Annotated in this window: 12 protein-coding genes and 1 tRNA gene; 12 read left to right on the top strand and 1 reads right to left on the bottom strand. The window is 37.6% G+C overall.

The annotated features are described in order from the left end of the window. Window position 1 precedes the first annotated feature (1 nt). The 11 genes from glpK to CUC15_RS14080 all read left to right on the top strand — a co-directional run bounded on the left by glpK (window position 2) and on the right by CUC15_RS14080 (window position 11,477). Entirely contained in the window at window positions 2–1,495 is a 1,494-nt protein-coding gene (gene glpK / locus CUC15_RS14130; protein ID WP_114917273.1) for a glycerol kinase GlpK, read from the top strand. Between the two features lie 163 nt (window positions 1,496–1,658). After that, window positions 1,659–2,654, top strand: a complete 996-nt coding sequence (dhaK, locus tag CUC15_RS14125; RefSeq protein ID WP_114917272.1) for a dihydroxyacetone kinase subunit DhaK — start codon at window positions 1,659–1,661, stop codon at window positions 2,652–2,654. 11 nt (window positions 2,655–2,665) lie between these two features. Then, a complete protein-coding gene (dhaL, locus tag CUC15_RS14120) occupies window positions 2,666–3,286 on the top strand; it encodes a dihydroxyacetone kinase subunit DhaL (protein ID WP_114917271.1) in 621 nt (206 codons plus the stop codon). Then, on the top strand, window positions 3,287–3,655 hold the full coding sequence (dhaM, locus tag CUC15_RS14115) for a dihydroxyacetone kinase phosphoryl donor subunit DhaM (protein ID WP_114917270.1): 369 nt from the start codon (window positions 3,287–3,289) through the stop codon (window positions 3,653–3,655). A 230-nt stretch (window positions 3,656–3,885) separates the two neighbouring features. Further along, window positions 3,886–5,550, top strand: coding sequence for a glycerol-3-phosphate dehydrogenase/oxidase (locus tag CUC15_RS14110; protein WP_114917269.1), 1,665 nt, complete (start codon window positions 3,886–3,888; stop codon window positions 5,548–5,550). 143 nt (window positions 5,551–5,693) lie between these two features. Continuing rightward, the gene (locus CUC15_RS14105; protein WP_114917268.1) at window positions 5,694–6,695 is read left to right on the top strand and encodes a tetratricopeptide repeat protein; all 1,002 of its coding nucleotides are present in this window, start codon (window positions 5,694–5,696) and stop codon (window positions 6,693–6,695) included. 104 nt (window positions 6,696–6,799) lie between these two features. Continuing rightward, the gene (trxB, locus tag CUC15_RS14100) at window positions 6,800–7,753 is read left to right on the top strand and encodes a thioredoxin-disulfide reductase (RefSeq protein ID WP_114917267.1); all 954 of its coding nucleotides are present in this window, start codon (window positions 6,800–6,802) and stop codon (window positions 7,751–7,753) included. Window positions 7,754–8,129: 376 nt separating this feature from the next. Continuing rightward, a complete protein-coding gene (gene rapZ / locus CUC15_RS14095; RefSeq protein WP_114917266.1) occupies window positions 8,130–9,014 on the top strand; it encodes an RNase adapter RapZ in 885 nt (294 codons plus the stop codon). 2 nt (window positions 9,015–9,016) lie between these two features. Beyond that, window positions 9,017–9,979, top strand: a complete 963-nt coding sequence (locus tag CUC15_RS14090; RefSeq protein WP_114917265.1) for a gluconeogenesis factor YvcK family protein — start codon at window positions 9,017–9,019, stop codon at window positions 9,977–9,979. Between the two features lie 35 nt (window positions 9,980–10,014). Then, a complete protein-coding gene (whiA, locus tag CUC15_RS14085; RefSeq protein ID WP_114917264.1) occupies window positions 10,015–10,980 on the top strand; it encodes a DNA-binding protein WhiA in 966 nt (321 codons plus the stop codon). A gap of 245 nt (window positions 10,981–11,225) precedes the next feature. Further along, window positions 11,226–11,477, top strand: a complete 252-nt coding sequence (locus tag CUC15_RS14080) for an HPr family phosphocarrier protein (protein ID WP_114917263.1) — start codon at window positions 11,226–11,228, stop codon at window positions 11,475–11,477. 63 nt (window positions 11,478–11,540) lie between these two features. Here CUC15_RS14080 and clpP read toward each other — a convergent pair whose 3' ends face one another. Further along, window positions 11,541–12,134 carry an ATP-dependent Clp endopeptidase proteolytic subunit ClpP gene (clpP, locus tag CUC15_RS14075; protein WP_114917262.1) on the bottom strand — a complete coding sequence of 198 codons (594 nt, stop codon included), beginning with the start codon at window positions 12,132–12,134 and terminating at the stop codon, window positions 11,541–11,543. A 241-nt stretch (window positions 12,135–12,375) separates the two neighbouring features. Between clpP and CUC15_RS14070 the strand changes: the two genes are divergently transcribed. After that, window positions 12,376–12,451 (top strand) — tRNA-Arg (locus tag CUC15_RS14070). Window positions 12,452–12,763 lie beyond the last annotated feature (312 nt).

Here is a 12,763-nt window from a genome sequence, read left to right as displayed (position 1 = left end):
CATGAGCGAAAAATACATTTTATCATTAGATCAAGGAACAACAAGTTCAAGAGCAATTTTATTTAATCATAAAGGCGAAATTGTGGAAACAGGACAAAAGGAATTCCAGCAATTTTTCCCAAAACCAGGTTGGGTAGAACATGACGCGAATGAGATTTGGACATCTGTACTAGCTTGTATCGCTGATGTACTGCGGAAATCAGATGTTGACCCGAGCCAGATTGCTGGTATTGGGATTACAAATCAGCGTGAAACAACGGTTGTTTGGGATAAACATACTGGGAAACCGATATATCATGCTATCGTCTGGCAATCAAGGCAAACAGAGTCTATATGTAAATCGTTAGCTGAACAAGGCTATAACGATATTATTAGAGAAAAAACCGGCTTGCTGATTGATCCATATTTTTCCGGAACAAAGGTAAAATGGATTCTTGATAATGTTGAAGGTGCTAGAGAAAAAGCGGAAGCAGGCGATCTATTATTTGGCACGATGGATACATGGCTTGTTTATCAGCTTTCAGGTAAGAAAACCCATATCACAGATTATTCAAATGCATCTCGTACATTAATGTTCAATATTTATGATCTTAAATGGGATGATGAGTTACTTGATATTCTAACCGTGCCGAAAAGTATGCTGCCAGAGGTACGCCAGTCTTCTGAAGTTTATGCAAATACTGTTAGTTACCACTTCTATGGACATGAGGTGCCAATCGCTGGAATTGCTGGTGACCAGCAAGCAGCACTATTTGGTCAAGCGTGCTTTGAACAGGGAATGGCAAAAAATACGTACGGAACAGGTTGCTTTATGTTAATGAATACTGGTGAGAAAGCTGTTCAGTCAGAAAATGGACTTTTAACTACATTAGCGTGGGGTGTTGATGGAAAAGTAGAATACGCTTTAGAGGGAAGTATTTTCGTTGCAGGTTCTGCAATCCAGTGGTTACGAGATGGTTTGAAATTAATTGAAAGTGCTCCTCAAAGTGAGGCGTTTGCTAAACAAGTGGATACAACGGATGGGGTGTATATGGTCCCTGCGTTTGTTGGTCTTGGAACACCATACTGGGATAGTGATGCACGTGGTGCTGTATTTGGATTAACTCGGGGAACAACAAAGGAGCATTTTATTCGCGCAACACTAGAATCATTAGCATATCAAACGAAGGATGTGCTCGATGCAATGATCGTTGACTCAGGGATTGAATTAAAGGCATTAAGAGTCGACGGCGGGGCAGTTAAAAATGATCTTCTGATGCAATTTCAAAGTGATATGCTGAGTGTGCCTGTAGAACGTCCAGTAGTGCAGGAAACAACAGCCCTTGGAGCAGCCTATCTTGCTGGCTTAGCTGTAGGTTATTGGCAGGATAAAGAGGAAATCGCCAAGCAATGGCAAAATGACCGTACATTTACGAAAGAAATGGAAGACGAACAGCGTGATGAATTATATTCAGGATGGAAAAAGGCAGTAGCAGCTACAAGGGAATTTAAATAATTCAGTTAGAGGGAGATCGTTGTGATAAGCTGGTCTCCCTTTTTAATAAAGTTCTATCTATTACTTGGTAGTTAAGAAAGTAAAAACTTTCTTACTCCATAAGTGCAACAAGGTTGTCATCAAATCAAGGCTAAAGCTAAGTTTTCTAAGGAGAGTGGTCCATTTGAAAAAGATTATTAATGATCCAAATATGGTTGTCCAAGATATGTTAAAAGGGATGGTTGCTGCAAATACTGCAACGATAAAACAGTTACCTGAAACAACAGTGATTGCCAGATGTGATGCACCAACTATTAATAAAGTTGGCTTAGTAAGCGGCGGTGGAAGTGGCCATGAGCCTGCCCACGCCGGGTATGTGGGTAAAGGAATGCTTGATGCTGCTGTTGCAGGGGAGGTTTTTACATCTCCTACTCCGGATCAGGTGTTAGAAGCTATCAAAGCAGTAGATGGTGGTGCTGGTGTTTTTCTAGTGATAAAAAATTATACTGGTGATGTGCTGAATTTTGAGATGGCTTCTGAATTAGCTGAAGCAGAAGGAATTAGGGTGGAGCATGTAATAGTTAACGATGATGTTGCCGTCGAGGATAGTTCCTTTACTACAGGCAGGAGAGGAATTGCGGGCACTATCTTCGTCCATAAAATTGCTGGTGCAAAGGCGGAGCAAGGTGCAGCATTAGATGAGGTGAAATCAGTTGCCGAAAGAGTAGTTGCAAATGTCCGTTCGATGGGAATGGCTTTAACGCCCTGTACTGTTCCTGCTGCTGGTAAGCCTAGCTTTGAGCTAAAGGAAAATGAAATGGAAATTGGAATTGGCATTCATGGTGAGTCGGGAATAGAGCGGAAGGAAATTTCGACTGCAGATGAAATTGCCAGTGAATTGGTTAATAAAATTCTTGAGGATGGTATACATGAAAACGGTGATGAAGTTGCCGTCATGATTAATGGATTAGGCTCTACACCAGAAATGGAATTATATGTTGTAAACAGTAAGGTAAATGAAACTCTAATTGAAAAAGGCATTCATGTTTACAAAACGTTTGTTGGGGAATATATGACAGCATTAGAAATGGCTGGTTTTTCTGTGACCCTACTGAAACTAGATGATGAACTTAAAAGTTTGCTTGATTTCGGGTCAGAGGCGCCTGCTTTTCGTGTGTAAGGAGGAGAAACATGGAATTTCGAGTAGAAGATGCCATACAATGGTTTACAAAGGTAAATGATAAAATTCAAGAAAACAAAGAATACTTAACCTCCCTGGACCAAGTAATTGGGGATAGTGATCATGGAATTAATATGGCTAGAGGGTTTCAAGAAGTCATGAGTAAACTATCAGCACAGGAATACGAAGAAGTTGCAGATGTTTTAAAAGATGTGGCAATGACCCTAATATCTAAGGTCGGTGGCGCTTCTGGTCCATTGTTCGGGACTGCCTTCTTGAAATTTTCCCAAGCTGTTAAAGGTATTAATCCAGTTGAATATCCTAGTTTTACGAACGGTCTTGAAGAAGCATTACAAGGCGTAATGCAACGTGGAAAAGCAACACTTGGTGAGAAAACGATGATTGATGTTTGGTCACCTGTTGCCGACGCTTTTCAATCGGCAGATAATTTTGAGGAAAATCCTTTTGTTGAAGTAGCCAAGAGAGCGACGGAGAATACAAAGGATATCATCGCAACGAAGGGGCGAGCAGCATATTTTAAAGAAAAATCAATTGGACATATTGACCCAGGCGCTGCTTCCACATATATAATTTTTGAAGCTTTAGCAGAAGTAATCAAAGGGAGAAAATAGATGACATACGTTGGAATCGTACTAATTTCTCATAGCCCCAAAATAGTGGAAGGTGTGAAAGAGTTAATTCGCCAAGTAATCCATGATGTTCCAATTGAATTGGCTGGCGGAACAGAAGAAAACGAGATTGGGACAAGTATGGATAAGATTGCAGATGCAATAAAAGCTGCAGACAGAGGGAAAGGTGTAATCCTATTCTATGATATTGGTAGTGCAAAAATGAACGCAGAAATGGCAATCGAAATAACAGAAATGAAAGCGGTATTAATTGAAGCGCCTTTAGTTGAAGGCTCATATGTTGCGGCTGTTGAATCTGGAATGGGAAAAAGTTTGGAAGAGGTCATAAATGCGGTTGAGAAGGCTTTCTAAATGATCAATCAAATTACTGTACTCGGGTTAGAAAATATGTTATATTAAATTTAAGTTAATAAGCTTTGGACGGAGAATTGGAGAAGCCGCAACAGTTAGTGCAAATATGCATTAGCTTGTTTGCGGCTTTTTTGTATTCATTGCCATCCTAAACATTCTAAAAAATGAAATATGAAACATAAAGAAATACTACTCAGATTTTAACAAAATAAGAATAGGAAGTGTTAGATATGACGATATTATCAAGCTTCAATCGTAAAGATACTTTCAACAAATTAGAAAACGAGTCTTTAGATGTATTAATCGTTGGTGGCGGTATTACTGGTGCAGGAATTGCTTTAGATGCCGTAACACGAGGATTAAAAGTTGGCCTAGTGGAAATGCAGGATTTCGCTGGTGGAACCTCCAGCCGATCAACAAAGCTTGTCCATGGAGGATTACGATATTTGCAGCAATTTGAAATTAAAATGGTAGCAGAAATTGGTAAGGAACGAGAGATTGTTTACGAAAATGGACCGCATGTAACGACCCCAGAGTGGATGATGTTGCCATTCCATAAAGGCAGCACATTAGGGCCATTCACAACGAATATAGGACTACGAGTGTATGACTTTTTGGCAGGGGTGAAGAAAAGTGAACGCCGAAAAATGTTTAGTCCAGAGCAAGCTTTGCAAAAAGAACCTTTAATTAAAAAAGATGGACTGAAAGGTGCAGGTTATTATGTGGAATATAAAACAGATGATGCAAGATTGACTATAGAGGTTATGAAGAAAGCTGTGGAAAGAGGGGCTCATGCGATAAATTATGCAAAAGTGACAGAATTTATTTATGATGAATCTCATAAGATTTCTGGAATAACGGTCGAGGATCAAATCACTCAAGAGACATACAGCCTTCATGCGAAAAAGATTATTAATGCTGGTGGTCCTTGGGTCGATGAATTACGAGAAATTGATGGTTCGAAAAAAGGTAAAACCTTGCATTTAACGAAAGGAATTCATCTTGTATTTCCAAAAGAGGTATTCCCGTTAGAACAAGCAATCTATTTTGATACACCAGACGGACGGATGATTTTCGCCATACCACGAGATAATAAAACATATGTAGGGACAACAGATACAACGTATGAGGGTGATATAGCTCATCCTGTAATGACAGAGGCAGATGAAACCTATGTACTCGATGCTATCAATTATATGTTCCCATCACTCAATATGCAGAAAAAGGATGTAGAATCAAGCTGGGCAGGAATTCGTCCATTAATTGAGGAAGAAGGAAAAAATAGCCCGAGTGAAATCTCACGTAAGGATGAAATCTTTGTATCTGATTCAGGTCTAATCTCAATGGCCGGTGGAAAATTAACCGGATATCGGAAAATGGCTGAACAGGCAGTTGATACAGTAGTTGAACAATTAAAAACTGAAGAAGGAATTCTATATACAAAATCGGAAACAATCGATTTACCTATATCTGGTGGAGACGTGGGTGGTTCTAAAGGTTACCAAACATTTCTGCAAAGGAAAGTAGCTGATGGTGTTGCTCTAGGATTAAATAAAACTACAGCTTTAGATTTGGCTTCGATATATGGATCGAATGTTGATACACTTTATGACATTTATCAAGATCGAAAAGAAGAGGCGGAAAAAGAGGGAATCGATCCAGCTGTATTTGCCAAACTCATTTACGCAATGGAAAATGAAGCAGCATATAAACCTGTTGATTTCTTCATTCGAAGGACGGGAGCATTGTTTTTTGACATAAATTGGGTGAGAAGAAACAAGGAAAATGTCATACAATATATGGCGAAGACTTTACGATGGAGCGGAGAGCAGAAGCAGCGTTATATTGCCGAATTAGAACAGTTATTGCATGAAGCAGTTACACCAACTATATAATCATAAAGATGGCACCCCCCTAAGCTGTAATAGATAGACAAAATAGAAGTATACCACCGACATTTTTACCCATAGGCTATTAATTACGGGTTGTTATGTGGTATACTTTCACGTGTGTATGTCTTGAAGTTAGGGGGATATCGATGGCACAAGTGAAAAATAAAGCAAAAGAAAAATCAAATAACATTATCCCTTTTATTCCTGAAGGTGACTTTTATTTCACAAAAGGTGTCGAAGCCTTTCAAAATAGAAAGTTTAATATTGCTGTAAAATGGATGAAAAAGGCGATTGAAGCGAAGCCTAATGATCCTTTATATCAATGTCAAATGTCCGTTATTTATACAGAAATTGGTGCATACCATGCTGCAAACCAGTTGTTAACGAATGTATTACAATCAACGGAATATACGGATTGTTATTATTTAATTGCAAATAATTACGCACATTTAGGATTATTGAATGATGCGGAAAAATATGTAAATCTCTACCTCGAAAAAGAGCCAAATGGCGAGTTTAGAGAGGATGCTATCGCTTTATTAGATTTAATTGATATTGCTGATGTGGACGATGAAGATGATGACTTTGAGCTTGAGGATGAAGATGAATTGCTCATCTATCAGGAAACGGCATTTTACCATATGGAAAATATGGAATGGGAAAAAGCACTTCCGGTAATTGAAAAAATGATTACACTATTTCCTGAGTATATGCTTGCGAAGCATGATTACTCTCAAGCCCTATTTTTTTTAGGACGTAAAGAAGAAGCAGTACAAATAGAATTGGATATTCTAAAGCAAAATCCAAACACATTGTATAGTCATATGAATCTAGCACTGTTTTATCATGAATTAAATGAACAAGCAGAATTTGAAAAACATATGCATTCATTACTAAATGTATATCCAATTCATGAACAGCAAAAACTGCGTATTGCTGTAACATTAGCGAGAACAGCAAGATATCAGGATGCTTATCTGCGTTTTATATCACTTTCAAAAGGGATTGTCAAAAACCATCCATCCTATTATAGATGGTACAGTACCACTGCCTTTCAAGTTGGAGAGCCAGAAAAGGCGCTTTTATTATGGGAAGAAGGATGCAAGCAGCATCCAATATTATCGAAAGAAGAGGGACCTTGGGGATAAAAATAAAAGGTCCCTTTCTTGAGCAGAATAATAGACGAAAAAAGATTATTTGATTAAGCTAATAATAAGTGTAAAGTAAATAATATAAAGAAAGGACGATCAATATGTCCGAAGAACGTATGTATGATGTAATTATTGCCGGTGCAGGACCAGCAGGAATGACAGCAGCAGTGTATGCATCTCGTGCAAACTTAGATACATTAATGTTAGAACGAGGAATGCCTGGAGGACAAATGGCAAACACAGAAGATGTGGAGAACTATCCAGGATATGACAATATTTTAGGACCAGAACTGTCAACGAAAATGTTTGATCATGCAAAGAAATTCGGAGCAGAATATGCATACGGAGAAATCAAAGAAGTCGTTGATCATGGTAATTATAAGACAGTTATTGCTGGGAATAAAGAATATAATACGAGAGCACTGATTATTACGACTGGTGCGCAATTTAAGAAATTGGGTATCGAGGGTGAAAATGAACTCGGTGGCCGAGGTGTATCATATTGTGCAGTATGTGATGGTGCATTCTTTAAGCAGAAGAATCTCGTAGTTATCGGTGGTGGAGATTCTGCAGTTGAGGAAGGGATTTATTTAACACGATTTGCAGACAAAGTTACCATTGTTCACCGTCGTGATGAATTACGTGCTCAAAAGATTATTCAACAACGTGCATTTGCAAATGAAAAGATTGATTTTATTTGGGATACCGTTGTGAAGAAAATCAATGGACCAGAAGGAAAAGTAAGCAGTGTAACCCTTCAAAATAAAATTACTGGCGAAGAATCGGAATTCGCTGCGGATGGTGTCTTTGTATACATCGGAATGGTTCCACTTAGTGAACCATTTAAATCGCTTGGTATTACAAATGAAGAAGGCTACATTCCAACGAATGAAAACATGGAAACGAGTGTGCCAGGTGTATTTGCTGCAGGCGATATTCGTGAGAAACAACTTCGACAAATTGTGACAGCGACCGGTGATGGAAGTATTGCTGCTGAATCTGCGATCAAGTATGTAGAAGATCTTGCAGAAGAGGCGAAAACAGCTGCAAAATAATTATTTAACTGCTTTTTAACGCTACTGTAATACATTCGCAACATAAATGAGGTAATATATAAGTAACTAATTGACCCCCTTTTAATAGATAAATTAGTTTTTGCACAGGTGCTTGCACCTGTGTCTTTTTTTGTAGAACAGCTTAGAAGCCAATTGTCGAATTAAACGGCTTATTTGATCATGGTTTTTAATCTTTCCTGACCAAGACGAATGGAAGTTTTGCTTTATCCATAGTATAATAAACATAGGGAACTTTTTTCATATTCAACGGATTAAGGTATTTAGTTCGGGCTACTTTCGTATAGTTATACAAATGGATCGATATGATTAGTGTTCTATCAACACCTTTACGGTTTATATAAGGGGGAGATCGACAATGAAAGACGGAGATATGGAAACGAAATTAGTTATTATAACAGGGATGTCAGGAGCTGGAAAGACGGTTGCAGTGCAAAGCTTTGAAGATTTAGGTTATTACTGTGTAGATAACTTACCCCCTACATTGCTGCCAAAATTTTTAGATTTAATGCGTGATTCCTCAAATACTATTCAAAAAGTAGCACTTGTAATGGATTTGCGTGGCCGTGAATTCTTTGATTCCTTATTTGATGCATTAGATACAGTTGGGAAAGAAAATTGGCTGGAAGAGCATATACTATTTTTAGATGCTAAGGATGAGAAGCTAGTCAGCCGGTATAAAGAAACAAGACGTGCACACCCATTAGCAGTTGGCGGACTTCCACTGAATGGTATCCACCAAGAACGCGAGATCCTCGATCAATTACGAGGAAGAGCTCAACGTATTATTGATACAACCAATTTAAAACCTCGTGAATTACGAGAGAAAATTGTAAAAATATATTCTGAAGATAAACAGGAAATATTCTCGGTACACATGGTTTCCTTTGGATTTAAATACGGGATTCCAATCGATGCAGATCTTGTTTTTGATGTAAGGTTCTTGCCTAACCCACATTATGTTTCACATTTACAGCCACTAACAGGTTTAAATCAGGACGTAGCTTCATATGTTTTTAAATGGTCTGATACACAGACGTTTAATGATAAAGTTCTTGATTTATTGCAATTTATGCTTCCTCAATATAAAAAAGAGGGGAAATCACAGCTTGTTGTTGCTATCGGTTGTACAGGGGGGCAGCATCGTTCCGTAGCATTAGCGGAGCATTTCGCTAACGTATTATCTGCTAATTACATCACACACGTTACACATCGGGATATTGATAAGAGAAAGGGAAATTAATGATGACGAACAAAAAGCGTCCTAGAATTGTTGTGATGGGTGGTGGAACTGGGATGCCAGTTCTATTACGTGGATTAAAGAATTTACCAATTGATTTGACGGCACTCGTTACTGTTGCAGATGATGGCGGTAGTTCAGGTCGATTGCGCAGTGAAATGGCAATCCCTGCACCAGGAGATATTCGAAATGTAATTGCCGCGTTATCAGATGTGGAACCGATGCTATTAGAGTTATTCCAGCATCGATTTTCAGTAGGGAATGGATTGTCTGGTCATTCAATGGGGAATCTTTTATTAGCTGCGATGACGTCGATTACTGGTGATTTTTTCACAGGAATAAAAGAAATTTCTCGCGTATTAAATGTAAAGGGAGAAATTTATCCAATATCAAATCAAAATATGGCTCTGAATGCAAAGTTTACAGATGGGTCCATCGTTACCGGTGAATCGAATATTCCGCTCGAAAGAAAACGAATTGACCGCGTGTTTTTAAGTCCGGAGCCAGTCAAACCACTGCCAAATGCAATCCATGCAATTCAAAAAGCTGATTTAGTCGTTATTTCACCCGGAAGTTTATATACGAGTATTATGCCGAATCTCATTATACCAAAGATTGACGTAGCGCTGAAAGAGACAAAGGCGAAGGTCGTTTATGTGTGTAATGTGATGACACAAGCAGGTGAAACAACCGGTTATAAAGCATCAGACCATGTTAAAGCAATTACTGATCATATTGGAACTGGCTGTCTAGATGCAGTTGTTGTTCATAATGAACCAATTAAACAGGCGGTTCGTGATATTTATGCAGAAGAAAATGCAGAACCGGTTGTTTATGACACGTTAAAATTATTGGAAATGGGATTAGAAATAATTGAAGGTGATATTATTAATTATTCTAATTCAACGGTACGACATGATAATAATAAAATCGCAAACTTGCTTTACTCGATATTGCAGCAAGCTTAACGATTGTATTAATAATGGTAAAGGAGGGAAAGAAGATGTCCTTTGCTTCGGAAATAAAGAAGGAATTAACTGCGATTGAAGTTGATGATTGCTGTTTACATGCCGAACTTGCTGCCTTAATCAGGATGAATGGCGCAATTTCGTTTTCCAGCAGGAATTACACGCTTGATGTACAAACAGAGAATGCTGCGATCGCAAGACGCATCTATACATTAATTAAAGAAAGCTATGGATTTCCTGTTGAATTACTAGTCCGTAAAAAAATGAAGTTAAAGAAGAACAATATTTATATTGTTCGGTTAAAAGAAAAGGTCCGTGATTTTTTGACGGAGTTAGAAATCATTAAAGATTCCTATACCATTATCAGGACGATTTCGGATAAAATCCTAGCCAAAACCTGTTGTAAAAGGTCCTACTTACGTGGTGCTTTCCTAGCAGGTGGTTCAATTAATAATCCTGAAACATCTTCCTATCATTTAGAAATATTTAATTATCATCGTGAACATAATGATGCTTTATGTGACTTATTAAATTCATTTGACCTTCGTGCACGTACATTGGAGCGAAAGAGTGGTTTTATTGTTTACATAAAAGAGGCCGAGAAGATTACGGACTTTTTGAGTATCATTGGTGCAAATATTGCATTATTTAAGTTTGAGGATGTCCGAATTGTTCGTGATATGCGAAATTCGGTTAATCGTCTTGTAAACTGCGAAACAGCAAACTTAAATAAAACCATTGGCGCGGCTTTCCGGCAAATTGAAAATATTAAACTAATTGAAAATACGGTTGGTCTTGATCAACTTCCGGAAAAATTACAGGAAATTGCAAGATTGCGTGTAGAACATCAGGAAGTGTCATTAAAAGAACTAGGAGAACTAGTTTCCGGTGGGAAAATCTCGAAATCTGGGGTGAATCATCGATTAAAAAAAATCGATGAATTCGCAGCAAAGATAAAACAAGGAGAAGTAATGCAAAAAAATCAAATTCAACCATCTTAGTAGGAATTATTTTCTTTTAGTGAAATACATGATATAATACAGATAATTTACAAAATTTATGATTCTGTTAAGTTTATATGTCTCAACGACTAACATTGTTAAAAGCATTGTTAGTTTGTTATTAAGTAATAATGACAGCGTTTTCTTTAAAAATGGCGTCACCAAATCTTTCGGTGACAGCCTTAGTGCACTTATGCAGTAAGAAAGTTTTATGCTTTCTGCTAAATTAGGGGAGGATGAGGAAGTTGATAGAAAGATTAGTTACAGTAGAACTAGTTGAGGGGTTACAAGCGAGACCAGCTGCACAGTTTGTTCAGGAGGCAAATCGTTATTCTGCACATCTGTTTCTGGAAAAGGAAGGGAAAAAAGTGAACGCAAAAAGTATTATGGGATTAATGAGTTTAGCAATTGGCAGAGGAGAAAAAGTAATGCTGATTGCTGACGGTGCAGATGAGGAAGTAGCTTTAAACCATTTGACTTCGTTAGTATCGAATTAGATAGTTTGAAAAATTACTAAAAAAATCCCTTCCATTAGGAAATGAAAGGGATTTTTTCAAAAATTATTTAGCATCTTCTTTACGTTCTAAAATTTTATCGATTAAACCATATTCAACAGATCGTTGAGCTGTCATAAAGTTATCACGTTCTGTATCTCGTTCAATAACTTCTAATGGTTGACCAGTCTTCTCAGACATAATTTCATTCATGCGTTTTTTGATTTCGATAATACGTTTTGCATGGATTTCAATATCTGTAGCTTGTCCTTGAGTTCCGCCTAATGGTTGGTGGATCATGATTTCACTATTAGGTAATGCGAAACGTTTTCCTTTTTCTCCAGCAGTTAGTAGGAATGCCCCCATTGATGCAGCCATACCGATACAAATTGTAGAAACATCAGACTTGATGAAATTCATCGTATCGTAAATCGCCATTCCAGCTGTGATTGAACCACCTGGTGAGTTGATATACAATGAAATGTCCTTGCCTGGATCTTCTGCTTCAAGGAATAGTAATTGTGCTACAATAGAGTTTGCAACGTTATCATCAATTGCACTTCCTAGTAAAATAATACGGTCTTTAAGTAAACGTGAGTAAATGTCATATGCGCGTTCGCCACGGTTGGTTTGTTCAATAACTGTAGGTACTAAATTCATTTATAAATCCTCCTTATATAAAAACAAGTTTCATCCAACTAACTTATGGATCTATTTTTATAATAGCTCAAAGGTCAATAAAGGTCAAACAAAAACCTCTGATAAATATAAAAAAATATCTTCTCCATGATACCCTTATTTTAAGGGAATAAACGTGATAATTAAAAAAGCTTAAGAAAACACTTGTAACTATAAGGAAAAAACGATATAATAGCATATGTGTCATTTTTAAATTGAATATGCGCCCATAGCTCAGCTGGATAGAGCACTGGTTTCCGGTACCAGGTTTGCCGGGGGTTCGAATCCCTCTGGGCGCGTCGGTGAATACTAAAATAGCAAAGGATAGATAGTAATCTATTCTTTGCTATTTTTTGTCTAAAAAGAATTGAAAGCGAATTGAAAACGAATTGAAAACCAACTTGATTCGAAATGCATTCGCTAGTTTTCAATAAATGAAACATAATACGCTTAAAGGACGTATCAAAAAGAGAACCTAACAATATTTAATCAGAAAAGTAATATGTAAGTTATCCCGTATGTAACAGGGGGAAAACAATTATATCAATATTTCAAGATTTGGAGGAAGTTTAGATGGGGATGCTAGTGCCTATGAATGTCCGATTCTATTC

It is taken from the genome of Oceanobacillus zhaokaii (genome assembly GCF_003352005.1).
In the GTDB taxonomy this organism is placed as follows: Bacteria; Bacillota; Bacilli; order Bacillales; family Amphibacillaceae; genus Oceanobacillus; species Oceanobacillus zhaokaii.
Note: the sequence above shows the minus strand (reverse complement) of the source record. Positions and strands in the feature narration are given on the sequence as shown.